Origin of the sequence: Streptomyces sp. DvalAA-43 (genome assembly GCF_900091725.1) — a bacterium.
Classification (GTDB): domain Bacteria; phylum Actinomycetota; class Actinomycetes; order Streptomycetales; family Streptomycetaceae; genus Streptomyces; species Streptomyces pulveraceus.
Map to the genome: position 1 here is coordinate 145,702 of NZ_FMBW01000095.1, position 22,599 is coordinate 168,300.

At 70.6% G+C, this 22,599-nt stretch carries 20 protein-coding genes; 6 read left to right on the top strand and 14 right to left on the bottom strand.

Features of this window, described 5'->3' with window-relative positions; translation table 11 throughout:
* Nucleotides 1-161 precede the first annotated feature (161 nt).
* The gene (gene rpmG / locus GA0115234_RS40505; RefSeq protein ID WP_093551816.1) at nucleotides 162-326 is read right to left on the bottom strand and encodes a 50S ribosomal protein L33; all 165 of its coding nucleotides are present in this window, start codon (nucleotides 324-326) and stop codon (nucleotides 162-164) included.
* Nucleotides 327-715: 389 nt separating this feature from the next.
* Here rpmG and GA0115234_RS40510 point away from each other — a divergent pair, with 389 nt between their 5' ends.
* Nucleotides 716-2,185 (top strand): PP2C family protein-serine/threonine phosphatase, encoded by a 1,470-nt coding sequence (locus GA0115234_RS40510; RefSeq protein ID WP_093551818.1) that lies wholly within the window; start codon nucleotides 716-718, stop codon nucleotides 2,183-2,185.
* Nucleotides 2,186-2,304: 119 nt separating this feature from the next.
* On the opposite strand, the gene GA0115234_RS40515 is transcribed toward GA0115234_RS40510, so the two are convergent.
* Nucleotides 2,305-3,804, bottom strand: coding sequence for a DNA-binding protein NsdB (locus GA0115234_RS40515; protein ID WP_093551820.1), 1,500 nt, complete (start codon nucleotides 3,802-3,804; stop codon nucleotides 2,305-2,307).
* 231 nt (nucleotides 3,805-4,035) lie between these two features.
* Between GA0115234_RS40515 and GA0115234_RS40520 the strand changes: the two genes are divergently transcribed.
* Entirely contained in the window at nucleotides 4,036-5,172 is a 1,137-nt protein-coding gene (locus tag GA0115234_RS40520; RefSeq protein WP_093551822.1) for an aminoglycoside phosphotransferase family protein, read from the top strand.
* 132 nt (nucleotides 5,173-5,304) lie between these two features.
* Here the strand turns inward: GA0115234_RS40520 and GA0115234_RS40525 are convergent, their stop codons facing one another.
* Entirely contained in the window at nucleotides 5,305-6,636 is a 1,332-nt protein-coding gene (locus GA0115234_RS40525; RefSeq protein WP_093551823.1) for an N-acetylmuramoyl-L-alanine amidase, read from the bottom strand.
* Between the two features lie 384 nt (nucleotides 6,637-7,020).
* On the opposite strand from GA0115234_RS40525, the gene GA0115234_RS40530 reads away from it, so the two are divergent.
* Nucleotides 7,021-9,234 (top strand): terpene synthase family protein, encoded by a 2,214-nt coding sequence (locus GA0115234_RS40530; RefSeq protein ID WP_093551825.1) that lies wholly within the window; start codon nucleotides 7,021-7,023, stop codon nucleotides 9,232-9,234.
* Here GA0115234_RS40530 and GA0115234_RS40535 read toward each other — a convergent pair.
* From GA0115234_RS40535 to GA0115234_RS40570, 8 genes are all read right to left on the bottom strand, one after another.
* Nucleotides 9,210-11,603, bottom strand: a complete 2,394-nt coding sequence (locus tag GA0115234_RS40535; protein WP_093551827.1) for a glycoside hydrolase family 95 protein — start codon at nucleotides 11,601-11,603, stop codon at nucleotides 9,210-9,212. The genes GA0115234_RS40530 and GA0115234_RS40535 overlap by 25 nt on opposite strands.
* A 149-nt stretch (nucleotides 11,604-11,752) precedes the next feature.
* On the bottom strand, nucleotides 11,753-12,253 hold the full coding sequence (locus GA0115234_RS40540) for a hypothetical protein (RefSeq protein ID WP_018550733.1): 501 nt from the start codon (nucleotides 12,251-12,253) through the stop codon (nucleotides 11,753-11,755).
* 104 nt (nucleotides 12,254-12,357) lie between these two features.
* Nucleotides 12,358-12,789: an ACT domain-containing protein gene (locus GA0115234_RS40545; protein ID WP_093552025.1), complete on the bottom strand. Its 432-nt coding sequence runs from the start codon at nucleotides 12,787-12,789 to the stop codon at nucleotides 12,358-12,360.
* Between the two features lie 63 nt (nucleotides 12,790-12,852).
* A complete protein-coding gene (locus GA0115234_RS40550; protein WP_093551829.1) occupies nucleotides 12,853-13,095 on the bottom strand; it encodes a DUF397 domain-containing protein in 243 nt (80 codons plus the stop codon).
* Between the two features lie 102 nt (nucleotides 13,096-13,197).
* Nucleotides 13,198-14,364, bottom strand: coding sequence for a thiolase domain-containing protein (locus GA0115234_RS40555; RefSeq protein ID WP_093551831.1), 1,167 nt, complete (start codon nucleotides 14,362-14,364; stop codon nucleotides 13,198-13,200).
* Nucleotides 14,357-15,409, bottom strand: coding sequence for a thiolase domain-containing protein (locus GA0115234_RS40560; RefSeq protein WP_093551833.1), 1,053 nt, complete (start codon nucleotides 15,407-15,409; stop codon nucleotides 14,357-14,359). The genes GA0115234_RS40555 and GA0115234_RS40560 overlap by 8 nt, the downstream gene beginning before the upstream one ends.
* On the bottom strand, nucleotides 15,410-16,354 hold the full coding sequence (locus tag GA0115234_RS40565) for a Zn-ribbon domain-containing OB-fold protein (protein ID WP_093551835.1): 945 nt from the start codon (nucleotides 16,352-16,354) through the stop codon (nucleotides 15,410-15,412).
* A gap of 15 nt (nucleotides 16,355-16,369) precedes the next feature.
* A complete protein-coding gene (locus tag GA0115234_RS40570) occupies nucleotides 16,370-17,170 on the bottom strand; it encodes a crotonase/enoyl-CoA hydratase family protein (protein WP_093551837.1) in 801 nt (266 codons plus the stop codon).
* Nucleotides 17,171-17,337: 167 nt separating this feature from the next.
* Between GA0115234_RS40570 and GA0115234_RS40575 the strand changes: the two genes are divergently transcribed.
* The 3 genes from GA0115234_RS40575 (at nucleotide 17,338) to GA0115234_RS40585 (ending at nucleotide 21,368) form a co-directional block, all read left to right on the top strand.
* Complete coding sequence (locus GA0115234_RS40575; RefSeq protein WP_093551839.1) at nucleotides 17,338-18,966, top strand: acyl-CoA synthetase; 1,629 nt, start codon at nucleotides 17,338-17,340, stop codon at nucleotides 18,964-18,966.
* Between the two features lie 204 nt (nucleotides 18,967-19,170).
* Nucleotides 19,171-20,244 carry a right-handed parallel beta-helix repeat-containing protein gene (locus tag GA0115234_RS40580; RefSeq protein ID WP_093551841.1) on the top strand — a complete coding sequence of 358 codons (1,074 nt, stop codon included), beginning with the start codon at nucleotides 19,171-19,173 and terminating at the stop codon, nucleotides 20,242-20,244.
* Nucleotides 20,245-20,279: 35 nt separating this feature from the next.
* Nucleotides 20,280-21,368: a methyltransferase gene (locus GA0115234_RS40585; protein WP_093551843.1), complete on the top strand. Its 1,089-nt coding sequence runs from the start codon at nucleotides 20,280-20,282 to the stop codon at nucleotides 21,366-21,368.
* A 72-nt stretch (nucleotides 21,369-21,440) separates the two neighbouring features.
* Here the strand turns inward: GA0115234_RS40585 and GA0115234_RS40590 are convergent, their stop codons facing one another.
* From GA0115234_RS40590 to GA0115234_RS40600, 3 genes are all read right to left on the bottom strand, one after another.
* Entirely contained in the window at nucleotides 21,441-21,773 is a 333-nt protein-coding gene (locus GA0115234_RS40590) for a TcmI family type II polyketide cyclase (protein WP_093551845.1), read from the bottom strand.
* A 76-nt stretch (nucleotides 21,774-21,849) separates the two neighbouring features.
* The gene (locus GA0115234_RS40595; RefSeq protein WP_093551847.1) at nucleotides 21,850-22,329 is read right to left on the bottom strand and encodes an SRPBCC family protein; all 480 of its coding nucleotides are present in this window, start codon (nucleotides 22,327-22,329) and stop codon (nucleotides 21,850-21,852) included.
* Nucleotide 22,330: 1 nt separating this feature from the next.
* Nucleotides 22,331-22,588, bottom strand: coding sequence for an acyl carrier protein (locus tag GA0115234_RS40600; RefSeq protein ID WP_072484754.1), 258 nt, complete (start codon nucleotides 22,586-22,588; stop codon nucleotides 22,331-22,333).
* Nucleotides 22,589-22,599 lie beyond the last annotated feature (11 nt).

The following is a 22,599-nucleotide window of genomic DNA, read 5'->3' on the forward strand; positions in this document are numbered from 1 at the left end:
CCCGGCCGGATCGGGGGAATCCAGCCGGGGCGGCCAAGGGGTGGGCGCGGTACGCGGCATCCACATATAGGTGAACGATAAACCACCACATCCCGTTCCCGGAAACGCACCCCCGGACTGTGATCCACGGCACGGAATGCGGGATTCCGGCAGACCCGCGGTCAGCGCTCCTCGCGGAAGGGCACATGCTGCCCCACCACGGGATCGAACTTGCGCAGCACGAGCCTGTCGGGGGTGTTCCGGCGACTCTTGCGGGTCACATAGCTCTGCCCGGTCCCGGCCGTCGACCGTAGCGTCACAACGGGGCGGGCCTCACTGCGGGCCATGGGCGCCTCCAGACTCTTGCACCGAACCCACTCCCCATGATGAGAATGGGTTTCGTTTTCGATCTACTGGTCCAACACGGCGGACCCCTGACTCATTCCCGCCGGTCACCGACGCCGCCCGCATATGCCGACGACCGGGCCGGGCGCGCGAGGCCGAAGCGGTGCACGCGGGCGCACAACCGTCCCCACACGCCGGTTGACTTGCGTCAACGTCCGCAGACAGCAAGGCTGTTCGACGGATCGGGGCTCTGCGCAGCCTGTGGCATATGCCAGGAGCAACAACGGATCGAGTGTTGCCAAATCCCTTACGGGCACCCGCAGGCTGTGCGACAGTCGTCTTCGGTCCACCCTTCAGACTTGGTTGTGCCGCGCCTGTATCGGAGTACGAGATGCCGCCCCCCCTGTCCGCGGACCGCGCCGCTCCGCAGCCGCCCGCGCGCGATGCCGTCGATGCGCTGATCCACCGGACCCGTCGGCTCCGGGGCGACGTGGACGCCGTGCGGCGGGACACGGTGCTGGTCGACGAGGAAGACCCGCAGCTGCGCTGGCAGCGGGCGCTGTGCGAACTGGCGGTCCATCATCTCGACGATCTCGGCGCGCACTTGGGACAGCTCAGGGAGGGCCTGCCGCCCCGGACCCCGGATCGCCCCGCGGCGGTCCCGGCGCAGAAGACGATGCACGACGCCCACGGGGAGAGCACCAGGGCGCAGTACGACGAACCGAAGCAGGGATCGCTGATCGGCCGCGTGGGCAGCGCGGAGTGGAATCTGCTCACCGACGAGGTCAGCTGGTCCGAGGAGCTGTTCCAGATCTTCGGCAGGTCTTCCGAAGCCGGCCCCCTCCCGCTGGACGAACTCCCTTCCTTGCTTCTTCCCGAGGACCAGCCCCTGCTCACCGCCCTGGTGACGGGCTGCCTGGTGGACGGAAAGCCGATAGACGGCGAGTTCCGCATCCTGCGGGCCGACGGCCGGACGCGCACACTCCACATGATGGGCGAGCCCGTCCTCGACTCGGACGGGTGCACCGCCTCCATGTGGGCCGTCCTGCGCGACGTCAGTCGGCTGCGGCGCGGCCAGCAGGCGGTGCGCCGGACCCATGACACACTGCGCCACCAGGAGCACAGGGCACAGACCGAGCACCGGCTGGCCGTCGAGTTCCAGGAGGCCGTGCTCCCCCCGTGGCGGGGCTCGTTACGGCTCCCCCCGGAGGGGCCAGGCTCGCTGGACATCGCGGCCCACTACCTCCCGTCCGAGTCGAGCTCGCTCATCGGCGGTGACTGGTACGACGCGCTGGCGACGCCGGACGGCAGGACCTTCCTCACGGTCGGCGATCTGACCGGTCACGGCATCCAGGCCACCTCGGCCATGGCGATGCTGCTGGGCGCACTGCGCGGAATGGCCATGGCCGGCATCGAGCCGGGCGCTCTGATGGGGCACCTCAATCAGTTACTCGAATCCTCCCTCCAACCTGCTCTGGGCAGCGCGATGTGCTGCCGTGTCGATCCGGCCACCGGCACCCTGGCCTGGGCACAGGCCGGACACCCCGCACCGCTGCTGTTCCGCGGCGGAGAGGGGTGGCCGCTGCCCGCCCCGGACGGGGTCCTGCTCGGCGCGGCCTCCGGGGTCGCGTACGAGCAGGACGAAGTGCGCTTACTGCCCGGCGATGTGCTGCTCCTGCACACGGACGGGCTGAACCGTCACAGCGACCGGGGTGCGGGCGCGGACACGCTGCTCGCTCTGGCACCACGGTTGGCACAGGCACGTACGGCACAGGAGTGCCTGCGGACCGTCGTCACGGAGTTCGGCGGCACCGAGCGCCTGGACGACGCCTGCGTACTGGTCGCCCGCATCGGGGCATAGCAGCACGGCGGCATGCGTACAGAACCAGTCGGCCCCGTGGAACGCCGGACATGGCGTGACTACGCAGGAGGGTCGGGCCCGCCTACGGATACGGTGTTCGGACGGCCGATGGCCGCTTCTCAGATCTGCGAGGACCGCCTGGGCTGCTTGATGATGGAGCTCTGCGGCAGGGAGAGTTTGATCTCCTCGCGCAGGTCCTCGATCTTCGCGTAGCCCGCGAACTGACCGGTGAGCCGGTACATTTCGCGCAGCCGGTCCCAGGTGCGGTGCGAGGAGGTCTCCCCCATCGTCACCAGGGCGAGTCGCGCGTAGCGGTCGGCCTGTTCCGGATCGTCGGCGATGAAGCATGCCGAGGCCAGCGAGATGTAGTCGAAGATCTTGGACCGCTGGCGTCCGCCGACCCTCAGCTCCAGCGCCTGCTTGGCATGGCGCTGGGCCACGACCGCCGCCGACGGCTCGTGTTCGGCGAGCGTACGGAACGCCAGGGCCTGCATGCCGTGCAGATCCGCCTCGTCGAACATCTGCATCCAGCTCGGGGGTGGTACATCGCTCTTGTCCGAGGTGAAGAGCTCCTCGGCCATACCGAGCGTGCGCCGCATCGCCTGGCCGCGGCCCATGGACGCCTGTGCCCAGGCCTCGATGGTGTACAGCATCGCCTGGGTACGTGGCAGAACCAGGTCCCCGGAGCCGGACTTGGCGAGCTTCATCAGGTCCAGGGCGTCGTCGGGACGGCCCAGGTGGACCATCTGACGGGCCGCCCTGGAGAGCGCCTCGCCCGCCCGGGGGCGGTCGCCGCCCTCGCGGGCCGCGTGCGCGGCGATGACGAAGTACTTCTGGGCGGTCGGTTCGAGGCCGATGTCGTGGGACATCCAGCCCGCGAGCACCGCGAGGTTGGCCGCCACGCCCCAGAGCCGGCGCTGGAGATGGTCGGGATGTCGGTAGGCGAGCATGCCGCCCACCTCGTTGAGCTGGCCCACCACGGCCTTGCGCTGCAGTCCGCCGCCCCGCGAGGCGTCCCAGGCGCGGAACACCTCGACGGACCGTTCGAGCGCCTCGATCTCGTCGGACCCGATGGGCGCGGCCTCGTACCGGTCGAAACCGGCCGGGTCCGCGTGCAGCGGGTCGTCGATCCGTGGTGCGTCGGCCGCCAGTACGGGGTCGGAGTGCAGCCAGTCGTGCATGGGGCCGGTGATGGTCGATCCTGCGGCGAGCGCGGCGCCCGCGCTCACCAAGCCGCGTCGGTTGAGCATGAGGTCCATTCCCGTGAATTCGGTGAGGACCGCTGCCGTCCGCTCGGGCGCCCACGGCAGTCCGTCGGGATTGTCCTGCGTCCCGGCCTCCCGCCGCTTCCCCACACGCCCGCGTCGGCCGAACCCGAGGTCCTCGATGGTCACGACACGACCGAGTCGCTCGGTGAACAGGGCAGCCAGCACCTTGGGCACGGGATCGCGGGGGGACTCCCCCATGTCGATCCAACGCCTCACCCGCGAGGTGTCGGTGGCCAGTTGCGGATGGCCCATGGCCGCCGCCTGTCTGTTCACCATTCTCGCGAGTTCGCCCTTGGACCAGCCGGCGAGGCCGAACAGGTCGGACAGGCGGGTGTTGGGTTCTCCGGTCACGTCAAGCCCCCAGGTTCTCGGCTGTGTTGACAGTAACCCCCTGTCAGACGCCCTGCGACAATTCGCCAGGGTTCGCCAGGGTGCGCCACATGGTCTGCCACCCGCCGCCCGGTGTCAGGTAGGAAAGCGCCACCCCGCCCGGCAGCCCTAGGTACTCCCCAGGGTGCCGATCGGCCGCCGGCCGGGGCGGTGCACGCAACTTGTCGGCGCGCGAAGGGATCTGTCTCGCCCATGTACACAGCATCGTCCTCCGTGACCGCCCCGCCCCGGCCGCTCCGTCCCCTCGGGGCCGGCGGCGGACCGTACCTCGCTCCGCATGCCGCTCCACCGGCGCCCGGCGCGGTCCGGCCGCGGCGGCCGGCGGGTCTGGTGGGCCCGCCGCTCAGCGGCCGGCTGGACCTGTCCGGCACGCAGGGCGCCCAGCTGAGAATGGCGATCGCCTCGGTGCACCGGATCTGCCCCGAGTTCAACCCGGTTCAGGTGCTGCGCCGCAGCGGCCGTTCGGTGCTGCTCGTCGGCTCCACCGGCCGTGCGACCGCAGTCGCCAAGTGCTTACTGGACCACTCCCCCGCATGGATGGAGCGGTTCCGTCACGAAATAGCCGCATATCGTGCGTTCGTCCGGCACCGCCCGCCGGTGCGCGTGCCGCGGCTGATCGCGGCCGATCCGGAGAACTGCACCCTGGTGATCGAGCGGATGCCCGGCCGGGTGGCCGCGTTGACCAGACATCCGTCGGAGGCTCCGCCCCGAGCCGATGTGCGGGCGGCGCTGGGCGCGATCAGCCGGGTCAACGCCTGGCGGCCGGCCCCGGGGCTCTTCGACGCCCCGCTCGACTACGCCTCACGGGTCGCCCGCTATCACGAGCTGGGGCTGTTCACCGACCGGGATCTGGGCGATCTGCAGAAGCTGCTGCACGGTCTGGCGCACGCGGGCGGCCGTCAGGGCATGGGGCAGTTCTGCCACGGTGACGCGCTGCTCTCCAACATCCTGCTGTCGCCCACGGGCCCGGTGCTGGTGGACTGGGAGCACGCGGGCTGGTACCTGCCCGGTTACGACCTGGCGACGCTCTGGACGGTACTCGGTGACGCACCCGCGGCGCGGCGTCAGATCAGCCAGCTGGCGCAGGCCGCCGGACCGGCCGCGAGGGACGCCTTCCTGGTGAACCTGATGCTGGTGCTGACCCGCGAGATCCGTACGTACGAGACGGCCGTGCAGCGGGCCATGCGTGACTCGTCGGGCTCGGGCGCCGGGCAGGACCGCCCGGGTGCGCTGTCGTCGAGCGAGGAGCAGCGGCTGTTGCTGCGCCGGCTGCACGACGACTGTGCGATGGCCCGCAGGGCCGTGCGTGCCGCGGTCGGCACGCGCTGACCCTGCCCGGGGGGACGCGCGCTGCGGGACCGGTGCCGACACACCGGGCCCGCAGCGCGCCGATGTGCGGTCCGGCGCGTCCGGAGGAGCACGCACCGGTACTGCGGGGCCCGGCTCCCGTCGTAGGCGGTCTCAGCGCGTGCGCACGATGTCCACGTCGGACGCCTTCACGAAGGCGATCCGGTGGCCGATCTGCACCGTCACGTACTTCTCCTTGCCGCGGAAGTACGCGTGGTCGAGCGGGTACGAGGCGTCGATCGTCGGCGCGTAGAAGAAGCCGGTCGGCGCCTCGCCGCCGCCGGGGTAGGACTGACCGGCCTTGATCGTGTACGGGAGCGGCGAGCCCACCCGCTTGTCCGTGAAGTCCGCGGGGTACTCGGACGCCTCCGGGTACGCGACCCCGTACACCGGCACGTCCGTGCGGCCGGCCTTCGGCCTGACGACATAGCCGGAGGTGGGCGTGGTGTTCCGGCTGTGGGCCGGGGTCTCGAACCAGGCCTTCTGGCCGTACCACCAGATCGCCGTCCAGCCGGGGGCGTGGTCCGCGACGACGGCCTGCTGGGTGGCGCTGATCTTGCTGCCCCAGTCGGCGACGCAGTTCGTGCCGGGCGAGCCGTCGGTGTGCAGGCCGGGGTCGGAGAAGAGGGGCGCGTCGGTGGACGGCGCGGTGTGCAGCGGGACGGCGCTGGAGCCCTGGACCGGCAGGTCGACGCCCTTCTCGCAGTCCCGGAACGCCTGCCGGTTCTTCTTGAAGTCCGGACTGACGGTGATCAGCTTGCTGCTCCTGGGAGCGCTGGGCACGGTGGGCTTGCCGAGCAGCGCCATGAAGCGGTTCCAGTCCCAGTACGTGCCCGGGTCCCAGTGCATGTTCTTGGTCCCGGACGCGCTGGTGGGCGGCACTCCGTCGTGGCCGATGATGTGCTGGCGGTCGAGCGGTATGTCGTACTTGGCCGCGAGGTAGCGCACCAGCGCGGCGGTCGAACGGTACATCTCGGGGGTGTACCACTTGGCACCCTCGACGGCGATGCCCTCCTGCTCGATGCCGATGGACTGGCTGTTGAGATACCAGTTGCCCGCCTGCCAGGCGACGTCCTTGCCCTTGACCATCTGGGTGACGTGGCCGTCGGCCGAACGCACCACGTAATGGGCGGAGGTCTGCTTCAGCGGGTTCTGGAAGATCTTCAGGGTGGTGTCGAAGTCTTCCTCGGTGTCGTGCAGGACGATGAATCTGATCTTGTTGGTGTGCGGCCGGTCCGCGGTGTCGTAGTTCCCGTACGTCTCCTTGTCGGCCGGGTCACCCGTCTGCTGGTAGGCAGCCGGGACCCAGTCGCAGCCGAGACTGCGCGGGCACTCCGGCCGTACCCCGTCCGCACCGGCCTGCGCCGTGGGGCTGAGCAGCGCCATGCTCAGTGCACCGACACCTGTCAACGCGAGTGCGAGTCCGGTCCTCTGCTTGGACGTCATGACAACCCTTCTTGGAGCCGTGCGTGTTGGAGCCGTGCGTGATCCGATTCCGCTGTTCCGCTGTGCGCGCACACTCTCCGACCTGAGATGACAGCACGTCAAGGGATCCGTGCAGGTCGCGGGCCGAGCCAGTGGACCAGACCACTGGCAGGGCTGCTGACCTGCGACGGAAAGATTCAACCGGTCGTCGACGACGGCTCGTTGCCCAGGGTTCGGGGCCGGTCTGGCGGCCTCCTCCCCCCACTGGAGCACCGCCAATGAATACACCTTTTATCTGACTAATCCAGGATGTGCGTACTCCGAACGGCCGAAGGGTAGTGCTCGCGCCGACACGATCATGTCCGTGCGGCACGCGCGCGGCGATCCAGGAAAGGCCGGACGCACATGGCTCAGCCCTTCACCCTGCCGGACTTCTACGTTCCGTATCCGGCACGGCTCAACCCCCACGTCGAGGAGGCACGCGTACACACCAAGCAGTGGGCGCGCAGCATAGGGATGGTGGAGGGTTCGGGCATCTGGGAGGAGAAGGACATCGACTCCCACGACTACGCGCTGCTGTGCGCATACACCCACCCCGACTGCTCGGCCGAGGCCCTCTCGCTGGTCACCGACTGGTACGTGTGGGTCTTCTTCTTCGACGACCACTTCCTGGAGCTCTTCAAGCGCACCCCCGACCGCGAGGGCGGCAAGCGCTACCTGGACCGGCTGCCCGCCTTCATGCCGATGGACCGCGGGGCCCCGATGCCGGAGCCGACCAATCCGGTCGAGGCGGGGCTGGCCGACCTGTGGGCGCGTACGGTGCCGAGCATGTCCGACGCCTGGCGGGCCAGGTTCGCCGTGGCGACGGAGAACCTGCTCAACGAGTCGCTGTGGGAGCTCGCCAACATCAACGAGGGGCGCATCGCGAACCCCGTCGAGTACATCGAGATGCGCCGCAAGGTGGGCGGCGCCCCCTGGTCGGCCGGGCTCGTGGAGTACGCGGCGAACGCCGAGGTCCCCGAGGCGGTGGCGCACGAACGCGCGCTGCGGGTACTGCGGGACGCCTTCTCCGACGCCGTGCATCTGCGCAACGACCTCTTCTCGTACCAGCGGGAGGTCGAGGACGAGGGCGAGAACAGCAACGGTGTGCTCGTGCTGGAGCACTTCCTCGGCTGCACCACCCAGGAGGCCGCCGACGCGGTGAACGATCTGCTGACGTCCCGGCTCCAGCAGTTCGAGAACACCGCGCTCACCGAACTCGGGCCGCTCTGTGCGGAGAAGGGGCTCGATCCTGCCCGGACCTCGGCGGTGCTCGCGTACGTCAAGGGCTTGCAGGACTGGCAGTCCGGCGGTCATGAGTGGCACATGCGCTCCAGCCGCTACATGAACGACGGCGCGGTCGAGGCGGCCACGACCGGCTTCGGCATGGCCGCGGCGTCGATCCGGTTCACCCGGCGCTCGGAGTCGGCCCGGCTGCGCGGCCTCACCCATGTGCCCTACCAGCGCGTCGGCCCGTCGCTGCTGCCCGACTTCGAGCTGCCCTTCGGCACGACGCTCAGCCCGCATCTGGCCGGGGCCCGGGTGCGGATCGTCGACTGGTCGCGCCGCATGGGCATCCTGGAGGCGCAGCCGGGGGTGCCCGGTTCGCACATCTGGGACGAGGAGCGGCTCCTCGCGACCGATCTGCCGCTGTGCGCGGCGGGGTTGCACCCGGACGCGACCCCGGAGGAGCTGGACCTCTCCTCACAGTGGCTGACCTGGGGGACGTACGGCGACGACTGGTTCCCGGTGGTGCACGGGCGGGCCCGTGACCTGGCGGGGGCCAAGCTCGCCAATGAGCGTCTGTCGCTGTTCATGCCCCTGGACGGGGGCGCGACGCCCGAACCGGTCAACGCTCTGGAGCGGGGGCTCGCCGATCTCTGGGCGCGGACCTCGGCGCCGATGGACACGAGCGGCCGGCACGCGTTCCGCAAGGCGGTCGAGGACATGACGGCGAGCTGGGTGTGGGAACTCGCGAACCAGGTGCAGAACCGTATCCCCGACCCGGTGGACTACGTCGAGATGCGCCGCATGACCTTCGGTTCCGACCTCACGATGAGCCTGTGCAGGCTGGGTCACGGCAGGAAGGTTCCGCCGGAGATCTACCACAGCGGGCCACTGCGCTCCCTGGAGAACGCGGCGGCGGACTACGCGTGTCTGCTCAACGACCTGTTCTCGTACCAGAAGGAGATCGAGTTCGAGGGCGAGGTGCACAACGGCGTCCTGGTCGTGCAGAACTTCTTCGGGGTGGACTATCCGACCGGGGTGGCGATCGTCCATGACCTGATGAAGTCGCGGCTGCGGCAGTTCCTCCATGTCGCCGAGCAGGAACTCCCGGTGCTCTACGACGACTTCGGGCTGGACGCGGAGGCGAGGGAGGTCCTGGCCGGGTACGTGCGGGAGCTCAAGCACTGGCTCGCGGGCATCCTGATCTGGCACCGGGACTGCCGGCGTTACCGCGAACAGGACCTGCGGCGGGGCACCGGAACCCCGTGGCACATCAGCGGTCCCACGGGGCTCGGCGTCTCGGCGGCGCGGGTGACCGCGCTGTTCGCTCAGCCTTCGGCGGTCAGCGTGTAGCGGCTGCCGGCGCGTGCCTTGAAGACCTTCTCGCCGCTCGTGAAGAGCGTGCTGCGGACGGTCACTTCACGGTTTCGGCTCGCCGTGATCACCACACGGCGGGCCTGCCCCGCGGCCCATTCGACGTCGACGGTGAAGCCTCCCCGGGCGCGCAGTCCGCGTACCGATCCGTCCGGCCAGCTCGACGGGAGGGCGGGGAGGATGTCGACAGTGTCGTGCTGGCTCTGCAGCAGCATCTCGGCGATGCCCGAGGTGGCGCCGAAGTTGCCGTCGATCTGGAAGGGCGGGTGGGTGTCCCAGAGGTTGGGCAGGGTGGAGCCCTTCAGCTGCTCGGCGAGCATCCGGTGGGCGTGGTCGCCGTCGCGCAGCCGAGCCCAGAAATTGATCTTCCACGCCTTGGACCAGCCGGTGCCGCCGTCGCCGCGTGCGCGGAGGGAGACCTTGGCCGCTTCGGCCCACTGACCGCCGGGTTCGATCTGCCGCCCGGGGTGCAGGGCGAAGAGGTGCGAGACATGGCGGTGGTCGTCGGCCGGATCGTCGCGGTCGGCCTTCCACTCCTGGAGCTGGCCCCAGGAGCCGACCCGCAGGCCGGGGTCGAGCCGGTCGAGGGCGTTCTCCAGGCGGCCGCGGAAGGCGGGTGCGTCGCCGAGGGTGCGGGCGGCCTCCAGGGTGTTGGTGAGGAGGTCGTGCACGATCTGCTGGGACATCGCGGCGCCGACGGTGAAGTCGCCGTGCTCGGGAGAGTAGCTGGGGGTGACCACGAGCAGTCCGTCGCGCGGGTCGGTGCGCAGATTGGCCAGCCAGAATTCGGCCGCCTCCTTCATCGCCGGGTAGGCGGTGGAGCGCAGGTAGTCGGTGGAGCCGCCGAACCGGTAGTGCTCGTACATCTGCTGGGTCAGCCAGGCAGCGGCCTCCGGGAACCAGAAGGCGGTGGACCAGTCGTGGACGCCGGTGAAGCCGTACGGGTTGGTCTCGTTGTGCACCACCCAGCCGGCGGTCCCGAACATCTCCTTCGCCGTCTGCCGGCCGGGGGCGCGCATCGCTTCGATGTAGCGGTCGTACGGTGCGGTGGTCTCGGCGAGGTTGGTGACCTCGGCGGGCCAGTAGTTCATCTGGAGGTTGATGTTGCTGTGGTAGTCGGCGGACCAGGGCGGGGTGGTGGAGTTGTTCCAGACGCCCTGGAGGTTGGCGGGCAGCGACCCGGCGCGCGAGGAGGCGATCAGCAAGTAGCGGCCGTACTGGAAGAACAGCGCTTCCAGCGCCCGGTCGGCGGGGCTCGCGCCTCCGGTGTACCGGGCGAGCAGCTGGTCGGTGGGCAGGTCGGGCAGTTGCTGGCCGATGTCGAGGGCGACCCGGTCGAAGAGGGCGCGGTGGTCGCGTACGTGGGTGTCGCGGACCTTCTCGTAGGAGGTCCGGGCGGCGGAGTCCACGGCGGCGGTGACCGCCCGGTGCGGGTCTTCGCCGCGGTAGGAGGGGTGGGCGTCGGCGTAGTCGGTGCCCGCGGCGAGGACGAACCAGGCGCTGTCGGCTCCGGTGACGGTGAGGGTCCCGTCCGCTCCCGCGGTGACGGTGCCGCCGCTGGTCAGGACGCGGATCTGGGCCTCGAAGCGCAGGCCGTTGTCCGCCAGCGCGCCGCGTACGGTGAGCCGGCCGCGGTCGGCGGTGACAGTGCAGTCGCTGCGGGGCGAGGTGTGGCGCAGGGTGAAGGAGACCCGCCCCGGACGATCGGCGGCGAGGCGCCCGGCGATGACCCGGCCCGGATGCGAGGCGAAGAACTCCCGTGTGTGGCGGGCGCCTTGGTGGATGTAGGTGACGGCGGCGAGGGCGTTGCGCAGATCGAGGGTGCGGCGGTAGGAAGCGTCGGGGGCGGCCGGCGCGTCCGGCAGCTCCAGCCGCAGATCGCCGAAGACCTGGTAGGCGCCGTAGCCGCGCCGCGCCTGTCCGAGTTCGGCGGCGACGGCGTCCGGGCCGAGGCTGCCCTGGCTGTCGAGCCGTTGCTGTACACCGGCGAGGGCGCCGGGCCGGGGAGCGGTCCAGTTCCCGAAGTCGTAGCCCTGGACGGAGCCGGGGCCGCCGGTCCAGAGCGTCTTCTCGTTGAAGGTGAGCTGCTCGGAGGCGAGCGTCCCGTACACGCTCGCGCCGAGGGCGCCGCCGCCGATGGGCAAGGACTCGCTTTCCCAGTTCGCGGCGGGGGCGTCGTACCGCAGCGTCAGCTCAGCCTGTTGCTTCGGGTGGGTGGCGCCCGCTGATTCATCGGAGGTACCGGTGGCTGCTGCCGTACCGGAGAGGGCGGGAATTCCCAGTGCCAGGGCACCGGTTGCGCCGATCGCTGTCTTCACTGTGGTGCGTCGCGTGATCCCGGAAGTCATGCGGCCGACGGTAGAGGTCCGACGACTGGCCGGACAAGGAACATGACAAAGCGGCCTCTTGGACGGAGGCCGCAAGCGCTTGGACAGATGTCGGGACCTGGGCCCCGCAGCCGCCCGAAACGCGCGGACGGCCTGCGGGAAGGACCGTTTCAGCCCTGCTGGAACAGCTCGGCGGGCAGGGGCTTCAGCAGGGTGTACAGATCGTCGGTGATCGGCCGGTCCCAGCTGGCGATGGTGACGAGCACGCCGTCGCTGCGGTCGAACTGGACACAGGAGATCCGGCTCTCGGAGAGCTTGACCCGGCGGACGATCAGCAGGTTGTCACCCTGCATCACGGGCATGTCCTCCGTGCCGGTGACCTCGACCGGCTCGTCGTTCTCCAGCGCGAGCAGCAGCTGGGCGACCTCGAAGGGGACCTGGCCCTCCTCGGTCTCGCGGGCGGGCGAGCCCTCCGGGAGGTTGCCGATGATCATCGCGGGGCCGCGGCCGCCGAACAGGTCGTAGCGCAGGAAGACGCCCTGACAGCTTCCGTCGGGCGCGGGCAGCAGACCGGCGCCGAGGTTTCCGGGCCAGTCCCCCGGGTCCATGGCCAGGACGTCGAAGTCGGGGCCCGCGGGTGTGGCGGCGCTACGGCGGCGGAGGAAGGACATGCAGCCATGTTACGTGTCCGGGCTCACGTTGCGGAGCCGGGTCCGCGCAGGCCGGGGCGCCGACGGGTGCCCGGACCGGACCCGGGCGGCTCCGCGCGCCCGGCTCAGGCGGATCCGCGCCCCGGCTCCCGGGAGGATTCCGCGGCCAGCGCTTCCAGCACGCCGAGGGCCTCCTCGCCCCGGTCGTACGGGACGAACAGGTGGTCGTGGTGGAAGCCTGCCACCACATTGCAGCTCAGCCCCGCGTCGGTGAGCGCCAGGGCCACGGCGGCGGTCAGCCCGACCGCGTCCAGCGCGGAGTGGACACGGAGGGTGATCCAGGCGGCCGCGTAGGCGTGGTCCAGCCCGGCCGAGACCGCCTCCGCCTCCGCCTCCGGGAGGACCAGCGTCAGCCCCTCGGACTCGGCGACCGTGACGACGGGCGCCACACCGGTGGGCACGGCGTCGCCGGGCACGGTCGTGAAGACATAGCGGCCGGGGTTCAGCTCCGGTCGCATTCCGCCCAGCAGGGTCCTGAGATCGCGTTCACCGTTCACGACGACCACGCTACCCACGGTGTGCGGTGACGCGCCCGGCACGGGGACGTCACCGTGCGGTGCTCAGGTGAGGTCGAACTCGCCGTCGCGGGCGTTCACCACGAAAGCACGCCACTCGGCCGGGGTGAAGATGAGCGACGGGCTGCCGGGCTTGCCGGCCTGGCGCATCGCGATGAACCCCTCGACGAAGGCGATCTGGACGTCTCCCGCGCCCCGGCTGCCCGACCGCCACTGCGCGTCGCTCAGATCGAGGTCCGGCTTGTCCCAGCCCGAGAAGGGCTGTTGGGCCGTGGTGCGCTCCGCCACGTCGGCTCCTCCCACTTGTCGTCCCGGGCCAAAGCGTAGCCACCCCCGGCGGTCCCGGACAGGGCGCGGAAGGGGCTTGCGGAGGTCCGGGACGACCGGGTGTCAGCGGGTGGGGGGCTCGGCTCCGACCAGCCACATGGAGAAGAACTGCGCCCCGCCGCCGTACGCGTGGCCGAGGGCCTTCCGGGCGCCCGGCACCTGGTGTTCGCCCGCCTGTCCCCGTACCTGCAGAGCGGCTTCGGCGAAACGGATCATGCCGGAGGCGCCGATGGGATTGGTGGAGAGCACCCCGCCCGAGGGATTCACCGGCAGATCGCCGTCGAGTTCGGTGACGCCGGACTCGGTGAGCTTCCATCCCTCGCCCTCGTCGGCGAAGCCGAGGTTCTCCAGCCACATCGGCTCGTACCAGGAGAACGGTACGTACATCTCCACGGCGTCGATCTCGCGGCGCGGGTCGCCGATGCCCGCCTGCCGGTACACATCGGCGGCGCAGTCGCGGCCCGCCCGGGGCGAGACGAAGTCCTTGCCGGCGAAGAGGGTCGGCTCGCTGCGCATCGCTCCGCCGTGCACCCAGGCGGGCGGATGCGGCGAACGGGCGGCTCCGGCGCGGTCGGTGAGGATCATCGCGCAGGCCCCGTCGGAGGACGGGCAGGTCTCCGAGTAGCGGATCGGGTCCCAGAGCATCGGGGCCGAGCGGACCTTCTCCAGGGTGATGTCCGGGTCGTGGATGTGCGCGTACGGATTCTTCAGCGCGTTGCGGCGGTCCTTGTACGCGACGAGGGAGCCGACCGTGTCGGGCGCACCGGTGCGGCGCATGTACGCCCGCACGTGCGGGGCGAAGAAGCCGCCGGCTCCGGCCAGCAGCGGCTGCTGGAACGGGATGGGCAGCGAGAGCCCCCACATGGCGTTGGACTCGGACTGCTTCTCGAAGGCGAGCGTGAGGACGGTGCGGTGCACCCGCGCGGAGACCAGGTTGGCGGCGACGAGCGCGGTGGAGCCGCCGACGGAGCCCGCGGTGTGCACCCGGAGCATCGGTTTACCGACCGCGCCGAGGGCGTCGGCGAGATAGAGCTCCGGCATCATCAGGCCCTCGAAGAAGTCGGGTGCCTTGCCGATGACGACGGCGTCGATGTCCGCCCAGGTCAGTGCCGCGTCCTCCAGGGCGCGGACGGCGGCCTCGCGGACGAGTCCGGCGATGGAGACGTCCCGGCGCGCGGACACGTGCTTCGTCTGGCCGATGCCGACAACGGCCACGGGCTCCTCAGACATGAGCGCTCTCCCCTTCGAGGACGGCGACCAGGTTCTGCTGCAGGCAGGGCCCGGAGGTGGCGTGGGCGAGTGCCCGGTCGGACTCGCCGCGGTGGATGCGGGCGGCGGCCTCGCCGAGGCGGATCAGTCCGGCGGCCATGACGGGGTTGGCGGCCAGCGCGCCGCCGGACGGGTTGACGTTCACGCTGTCGTCGAGTCCGAGCGCCTTGCGCAGCACCACCTCCTGGGAGGTGAACGGGGCATGCAACTCGGCCGTGTCCACAGGGCGTCGGAAGAGGCCGGCCCGGGTCGCGGCGAGCCGGGTGGACGGTGACTCGGTCAGCTCCCGGACGCCGAGGCCGTGGGCCTCGATGCGGTGGTCGATGCCGCGGATCCAGGCGGGGCGGGGGCACAGGGCCCGTGCGGTGTCGCCCGCGGCGAGGATCACGGCGGCCGCGCCGTCACCGACCGGCGGGCAGTCGCCGGTACGCAGCGGCCGCACGACGTAGTCGCCGGCCGGGACCGGTCCCCCGACCTGGGCGTGCGGGTTGTCCGCCGCGGCGGTGCGGCTGCGGTGGGCGATCTCCGCGAGGGCGGCCTCGTCCGTGTCGCCCGCGTCGATCAGCGCCTGGGCCTGGAGGGCTGCGAGCGCCACGGAGTCCGGCCAGAGCGGGCCGAGGTAGTACGGGTCGAGCTGGCGGGTGAGGACGTCGCGCACCGTGCCGGGCGAGGACTTCCCGTAGGAGTAGACGAGCGCGGTGTCCGCCTGTCCCGTCTGGATCTTCACCCAGGCCTCGTACAGCGCCCAGGCACCGTCCATCTCCACATGGGACTCGGAGATCGGTGGGTAGGCGCCGACGCCGTCGAGGGCCATGGTGAAGGAGAAGGCGCGGCCCGCGAGATAGTCGCTGGAGCCGGAGCAGGTGAAGCCGATGTCGCTGGTCCTGAGCCCGGTCGCGTCCAGGACCCGGTGGAGGACGGGCATCAGCATCTCGACTTCGGAGAGTTCGTCGGTGTGCCGCAGATGGTCCGTCTGCGCGAAGGCGACGATCGCCACGTCTCGCATCTAGAGCAGCTCCTTGTACGCGTCGTAGTCGGCGTCGGGCTCGCCGGTCGGCCGGTAGTGGTCGGGGTGCCGCCCGCCCTCGGTCCAGACGGGTTCGACGCGCAGCCCCATGCGCACCTGGTCGTAGGGGATGCCGCCGATCCGTGCGTGCAGGGCGAGGTCCGCGCCGTCCAGGGCGATGTGCGCGTAGACGTAGGGGACGTCCATGTCGAGATTCTTCGCCTTGATGTTGACGATGCAGAACGTGGTCACGGTGCCGCGCGGGCCGACCTCGACCCGTTCGGTGGTGGCGACTCCGCAGGTGGGGCAGGCGCCGCGGGGCGGTACGTACACCTTGTGGCAGGACGGGCATCGCTCGCCGACGATGCGCTGCCGGGAGAGTGCGTCGAGGTACGCGCTCTGGGCGCGGCCGGGGGTGTACCGGTAGTCGAGCCGGGCGGGGGTGACGATGCCGGTGACGGGGTCGGTGAACACGCCGTCGTGCGGGGCGGGCCGGCCGGTCTCCTCGCCGTCGTACGGTTCGAAGCAGGCGATGTCCGTGATCGCGCCGGTCCGCTCGGCGGCCCAGCGGATCCGGACCCGCATGCCGGTGCGCACGGTCTCGGGGCCGGGTGCGGCGAGGGCGTGCAGGAGGGCGGTGTCGGCGCCGTCGAGCCGGACCAGGACCCAGGCGAAGGGGGTGGCGAGGGGCTGGGCGGGGCGCGGGGCGGGGTTCCAGGCCCAGGTGGTGACGGTGCCGGTGGCGGCGACCTCGGTCAGCTCACGGATCTCCTCCGCGGTGACGGGGTCGTACTCGACGGGCGGGACCAGGACCTTTCCCCCGGCGGTACGGACACCGAGGACGGTGCGTTCGCGCAGTCCGGTGAGGAAGGCGCTCTGGACGGGTCCGAGGGAGCGGGTGAAGGGGAATTCGACCACCAGCGGGGCGCTGAGGGCTTCGGGCACGGTTGCCTCCTCGGCTCAGGCGCGTCGGTAGACGGCCGGGCGCTGCTCGGCGAAGGCGCGGGCGCCTTCCTTGGCGTCGTCGGTCGCGAAGATCGGCCAGCCGCGTTTCAGTTCGGCGGCCAGCCCCTCGGTCTCGGTCATCTCGGCGGTCTCGTAGACGGAGGCCTTGACGGCTTCGACGGCGAGCGGTCCGCAGGTGTTGATCCGCTCGGCGACGGAGAGGGCCTCCTCCAGTGCGGTGCCGTCGGGGACGACCCGGCCGATCAGTCCGATGGCGGCCGCTTCCCCGGCGCTGTACGGGCGTCCGGTGAGGAGCATTTCGAGCGCGTGCGTCCGGGCGATCTGGCGCGGCAGCCGGACCGTCGAGCCGCCGATGGGGAAGAGTCCGCGCCGCACCTCGAAGAGCCCGAAGGTGGCGCCCGCACCGGCGATCCGGATGTCGGTGCCCTGGAGGATCTCGGTGCCGCCCGCCACGCAGTGGCCCTCCACGGCGGCGATGACCGGTTTGCGGGGGCGGTGGTGGCGCAGCATCGCCTTCCAGTGCAGATCGGGGTCGGCGGTCATCCGGTCCCGGTACTGCTCGCCCTCCATCCCTTTGCCCGCCAGGGCCTTGAGGTCCATTCCGGCGCAGAAGCAGCCGCCCGCGCCGGTCAGTACGACCGAGCGGATCGTGTCGTCCTCGTCCGCCGCCAGCCAGCCGTCGTACAACCCGACCAGCATCGGCAGCGACAGGGCGTTCTTCGCCTCCGGCCTGTTCAGGGTGAGCACCAGTGTGGCGCCCTCGCGCCGCACGGCGAGGTGTTCCGTACCAGCCATTGTCCGCCTCCCATCCAAAGACCTAGAACAGGTTGCAGTAGGTGGGGGCCCAGTTCAATAGTTTTCTGACAGCTAGTCAGATTTACTGGGCGGCACCTCTTCCCAGTTGCGCCTCCCGGCGCTCTAATGACCGCCGAACCAGTCAGTTTCCGGGGTCAGGAGGAACGGTGGAGTACAACCTTGCCGACCTGTTCGAGTCGGTCGTCGACGCGGTCCCGGAACGCGAGGCGCTCGTCTACCTCGACCATCCCGGTACGGGCGCGGAGCGCCGGCTGACCTACGCCGAGCTGGACGCGGCGGCCAACCGCCTCGCCCACCATCTGATCGAGGCGGGCATCGCCCCGGGCGAGCATCTGGGGCTGCACCTCTACAACGGGGTCGAGTACCTCCAGACCGTGCTGGCCTGCCTCAAAGCCCGCATCGTCCCGGTCAATGTGAACTACCGCTACGTGGAAGAGGAGTTGGTCTACCTCTACCGCGACGCGGATCTGGCCGCACTGGTCTTCGACGCCGAGTTCGACGAGCGGGTCGCGGCCGCCGCGCCGCAGGCCCCGGGCCTGCGGCATCTGGTGCGGGTGGGCGTGCCGGAAGCGGGGGCCGGGGGCCCGGACGCCGTCGCGTTCACCGATGCCGAGGCGGCCGGCAGCGCGGAGCGCGGCTTCCCGCCGCGGTCGGCCGACGACCAGTTCATCATCTACACCGGCGGCACCACCGGAATGCCCAAGGGCGTGATGTGGCGCCAGGAGGACCTCTTCTTCTCCGGCCTGGGCGGCGGCGCACCGACCGGCGAACCGGTGAAGTCCCCGCAGGAACTGGCCGAACGGGTCGCCGCGGGCGGTGACGGAATCACCTTCTTCCCCACTCCCCCGCTGATGCACGGCACCTCGACGCTCACCGCCTTCATCGGTTTCAACTTCGGGCAGCGGGTCGTGCTCCACCGCAAGTTCGTGCCCCAGGAGGTGCTCCGCACGATCGAGAAGGAGAAGGTCACCAGTGTGTCGCTGGTGGGCGACGCGATGCTGCGCCCGCTGATCGACGCGCTGAACGGCCCGCTGAAGGGCACCGACTGCTCGTCGATGTTCTCCGTGTCCAGCTCGGGCGCGATCATGTCGGACTCGGTGCGCGCGGAGTTCCAGGCCCTGGTGCCGACGGTGATGCTGCTGAACAACTTCGGCTCCTCGGAGTCCGGGTTCAACGGCACGGCGACGGCCGACTCGGGCCCGGAGAACGGGTTCCGACTCCAGGTCAACTCCCGTACGGCGGTGGTCGACCCGGCCACGTACGAGCCGGTGGCCCCGGGCGAGCCGGGGCGGATCGCCCAGCGCGGGCACGTTCCGCTGGGCTACTACAACGACCCGGACAAGACCGCGGAGACCTTCTTCCGCAGGGGCGACGAGCGATGGGTCCTGCTCGGTGACATGGCGACGGTGGACGAGGCCGGCATCGTCACGGTCCTCGGCCGCGGCTCGCAGTGCATCAACACCGGGGGCGAGAAGGTGTACCCCGAGGAGGTCGAGCAGGCGCTGAAGGCGCATCCGGACGTGTACGACGTGCTGGTCGCCGCGGTGCCCGACGAACGGTGGGGCAACCGTGTCGCGGCGGTGGTACAGCTGCGCGAAGGGGCACCCGAGCCCTCGCTCGACGATCTCCAGACCCATTGCAGGACCCGTCTGGCGGGCTACAAGATCCCCCGCCGGCTGGTGATCACCGGCCGGATCCAGCGCTCACCGAGCGGCAAGGCCGACTACCGGTGGGCCCGCTCGGTCGTCGAACCCCGGTGCGAATCCAGGGAATGACCGCACAGCGCCCGCGCGGCCGGAGCGGGGCCGGCCGCCGGGCGGCGGAGCCCGCGCAAGAGCGCTCGGCAGTAGGCAGCGCGTGCCGCGGCCCCGCGACGCCGCGACACCTACCGCCGAACGCTCTAAGCCATTCGGGCACGCCCCGAACCCATCCGCTCACCCTGTGTGGCAACCGGGGGAGATCGCCCATAGCTTCGGCTCATGAGGAAACGAAACATCAAGATCCTGGTCCCCGTCGCGGCCCTGTCGGCCGCGGGACTCGGCATGTCCATCCCCTCCGCCTCCGCCTCCGCCGCGAGCGCCCATGTGGTCCACCCGGGTCAGTCGATCCAGCGGGCGGTGGACGCCGCCCGGCCGGGTGACACCGTCGTCGTGCTGCCCGGCACGTACCGGGAGAGCGTCCTGGTCACCACGCCCGGCCTGACCCTGCGCGGCTCCGGCAGCCGTACCGTCGTCCAGCCGGCCGAGCCGGGCGCACGGGTCACCGACGCCTGCGCGAAGGCCGGCAACGGAATCTGCGTCCTGGGCCGGGCGGGCCACACCGTGGACGGTGTGCGCATCGAATCGCTGACCGTCTCCGGGTTCAAGAAGAACGGTGTCTGGGCCTCCTGGACCGACCGGCTGACCGTCCGGCGGGTCACCTCCGAGCACAACGGTGTCTGGGGCATCGCCCAGGAGCGCTCCACCCGTGGCGCGTTCGCGGGCAACACCGCCCGTGCCAACGGCGACGCGGGCATCTTCGTCGCCAACACCGTCGACGAGGAGGGCGGCGCCACCGACACCCTGGGCACCGAGCTCCGGGACAACACGCTCACGGACAACCGGATCGGTTTCACCGCCCGGCGTGTGCGCAACCTGTCGGTCCACGACAACAGCTTCACCGGCAACTGCAACGGTGTGTTCGTCGTGGGCGACGAGGGGAGGCCACAGGCCGGGGCGATGAGGATCGAGTCCAACGAGATCAGCGGCAACAACAAGTTCTGCCCCGCGACCGAACGGCTGCCGGCCATCCAGGGTTCCGGCATCGTGCTCACCGGCGCCGCGGACACCGAGGTCCGCTCGAACACGATCCGCGACAACTCCGGCGCCACCCCGATGTCCGGCGGTGTCGTCCTGTTCAAGAGCTTCGTGGGCACGAAGAACACCGGCAACACCATCAGCGGCAATGTCGCGCTCGGCAACAAGCCGGCCGACCTCGCCAATGGGGACACCGGCAAGGGCAACACCTTCACCGACAACGTCTGCACCCAGTCCGCACCGGCCGGGATGTGCTGACCGGTGCACCCCCGCACGAGGAGAAGCGAAACAGCATGACCACTGTGAGCCCCACCCCCGCCCCCACTCCCGCCTCCACCCCCGTCCACGCCGCCCTCCCGCACCCCGTCACTCCTCCTCAGCCCGCCATGCAGCTGCGTGAGCTCGTCTTCGGCGCGGCCAGGGCCGCCGCCGTGCGCGCCGCCGCCCGCCTGGGCGTCGCCGACGCGCTGGGCGAGACGCCCGCGACGGCACAGGAACTGGCGGCCGTGGTGCGGGTCGAGCCGGCACCGCTGCGTCGGCTGCTGCGCGCCCTGTCCTGCTACGGGATCTTCACCGAGACCCCGGACGGGGAGTTCGCCCACACGGAGATGTCGCGCCTGCTGCGCGAGGACGACCCCAACAGCCTGCGCGACATCTCGCTCTGGTGCACCGAGCCCTGGACCTGGGACGTCTGGCCGCACCTCGACGACGCGGTCCGCACCGGCCGGAGCGTCTTCGCCGACGTGCACGGCAAGGGGTTCTTCGAGTACCTCCACCAGGACGCCCACGAGTCCGCGCAGATCTTCAACCGGGCGATGACCACCTCCAGCGTGCAGTCCGCGCTGGACGTCGCCGAACTCCTCGACCTCACCGGGGTGTCCTCGGTCGCCGACATCGGCGGCGGCCAGGGGCACGTGCTGGCGAGCCTGCTGGAGAAGCACCCGTCCCTCCGCGGCACCCTGATGGACCTGCCGGGCGTGGTGGCCCGTGCCGACGCCCGGCTGCGGGACGAGGGCGCGCTCGTCGAGCGGACCCGGATCGTCGCCGGGGACTGCCGTGAGGCCATCCCCGTCCAGGCCGACCTCTACATCATCAAGAACATCCTGGAGTGGGACGACGACAGCACCCGCCGGACGCTGCGCAACATCGTCGCGGCGGGCCGCCCGGGAGCCAGGGTCGTCATCATCGAGAACCTCGTCGACGACACCCCCTCGATGCGGTTCACCACCGCGATGGACCTGCTGCTGCTCCTCAACGTCGGCGGCGCCAAGCACACCAGGGAGAGCCTGGTCACCCGGATCTCGGACGCCGGCCTGCTGATCGGCGAGGTCGTCGCGGTCAACGCCTACCTCCACGCGTTCGAGTGCGTGGTCCCGGACTGACCTCCCCGCCCCGGCAGCACGGACATCGCCCCGGGCCCGGCCTTGCGGCCGGGCCCGGGGCGATCGTCGTTCTCAGGCGGGGGTGCCGCGCTCCCACCGGTAGAACTCGTGGGCCATGGCGTCCTTGGGACCGCGCCAGGTCTGCGGGTCGTACGCGCTGACGTAGGCGGTGAGCTTGTCGCTGATGTCCTTGAACTCGGGGTGCTCGGTCACCTTCGCGATCTCGGGGCCCGGCGGCTGCTCCGACTCGATCAGGTGCAGGTACACGTCGCCGAACTGGAAGAGCTTGCGCCTGGTGACGCCGACGAGGTGCGGCAGTTCGCCGCTGTCGGAGGCTGCGAACAGCTCGGCGATGTCGGGCGCCGAACCCGGTGCCATCCGGGCGACGATCAGAGCGTGGTGCATCGGGGGATGCCTTTCTGGTTCCCGGCCCGGCCACCCGGCCGGGCGGCCGGGTGGCGAGCCGTCGGCGGACGGCGGGTCAGTTGGCCCCGACCGAGGCGGTGCGGCGCTCCCGGTCGCGCTGCTCGATCTTGTCCCGGATCAGCTCCATCTGGACCTTGGAGTTGCGGTTGATGTTGTCGGTCATCCAGGCGTCGTCGACGGGGGCGTCGGGACGCATCGCGAAGTCCTGGGCCCACCGCATCATGGTGCCGCCGGGAACCTCCGAGTACTCCCACCGGATGTTCATGTGCTGGAACGGACCGGGCTCGACACGGCGGGCGCGGACGGTGCGCGTGGCACGGTCCACGGTCCGCTCCGAGACCCAGCTCCACACCTTGTCGTTCTCGTCGGGGTGCATCGTCAGACGGAAGGTCGTGCTGTCGCCGTCCCGCTCGATGATCTCGACCGCGGCGTACTCGCTGAACAGCCGCGGCCAGTTCTCCAGATCGTTCGTCACGTCCCAGACCAGCTCCAGGGGGGCGGCGATGGTGATCTCGTTCTCGGTGTGTCCGGACACGTCAGGCTCCTGTCATGAGGCTGTTGTTGACGAGGTCGAGGAATTCCTGCGGGGTCTTGCAACGGTCCGCGTCGGCCGGCAGCGCCCGGCCGTGCCGGTTCTCCAGTACGCCCACGATGCCGAGGAGGCCCAGCGAGTCGAGGCCGTACTCGTCGAAGGCGGACCCGGGACGCTGCTCCATGTCGCGCGGGTCCACGGTGACTCCGGCGCCCTTCTTCATCAGGACGGCGAGCTCCGTGTAGGTCAGTCGGTCGGTCATGGGTACTTCTC

Excerpts from the sequence above, each read along its gene's own strand:
- GA0115234_RS40570 (WP_093551837.1), bottom strand. The coding sequence starts at position 17,170 with ATGGCTGGTACGGAACACCTCGCCGTGCGGCGCGAGGGCGCCACACTG.
- GA0115234_RS40590 (WP_093551845.1), bottom strand. The coding sequence starts at position 21,773 with ATGCACCACGCTCTGATCGTCGCCCGGATGGCACCGGGTTCGGCGCCC.
- rpmG (WP_093551816.1), bottom strand. The coding sequence starts at position 326 with ATGGCCCGCAGTGAGGCCCGCCCCGTTGTGACGCTACGGTCGACGGCC.
- GA0115234_RS40525 (WP_093551823.1), bottom strand. The coding sequence starts at position 6,636 with ATGACGTCCAAGCAGAGGACCGGACTCGCACTCGCGTTGACAGGTGTC.
- GA0115234_RS40510 (WP_093551818.1), top strand. The coding sequence starts at position 716 with ATGCCGCCCCCCCTGTCCGCGGACCGCGCCGCTCCGCAGCCGCCCGCG.
- GA0115234_RS40540 (WP_018550733.1), bottom strand. The coding sequence starts at position 12,253 with ATGTCCTTCCTCCGCCGCCGTAGCGCCGCCACACCCGCGGGCCCCGAC.
- GA0115234_RS40600 (WP_072484754.1), bottom strand. The coding sequence starts at position 22,588 with ATGACCGACCGACTGACCTACACGGAGCTCGCCGTCCTGATGAAGAAG.
- GA0115234_RS40560 (WP_093551833.1), bottom strand. The coding sequence starts at position 15,409 with ATGCGAGACGTGGCGATCGTCGCCTTCGCGCAGACGGACCATCTGCGG.
- GA0115234_RS40555 (WP_093551831.1), bottom strand. The coding sequence starts at position 14,364 with ATGTCTGAGGAGCCCGTGGCCGTTGTCGGCATCGGCCAGACGAAGCAC.
- GA0115234_RS40520 (WP_093551822.1), top strand. The coding sequence starts at position 4,036 with ATGTACACAGCATCGTCCTCCGTGACCGCCCCGCCCCGGCCGCTCCGT.
- GA0115234_RS40585 (WP_093551843.1), top strand. The coding sequence starts at position 20,280 with ATGACCACTGTGAGCCCCACCCCCGCCCCCACTCCCGCCTCCACCCCC.
- GA0115234_RS40580 (WP_093551841.1), top strand. The coding sequence starts at position 19,171 with ATGAGGAAACGAAACATCAAGATCCTGGTCCCCGTCGCGGCCCTGTCG.
- GA0115234_RS40530 (WP_093551825.1), top strand. The coding sequence starts at position 7,021 with ATGGCTCAGCCCTTCACCCTGCCGGACTTCTACGTTCCGTATCCGGCA.
- GA0115234_RS40535 (WP_093551827.1), bottom strand. The coding sequence starts at position 11,603 with ATGACTTCCGGGATCACGCGACGCACCACAGTGAAGACAGCGATCGGC.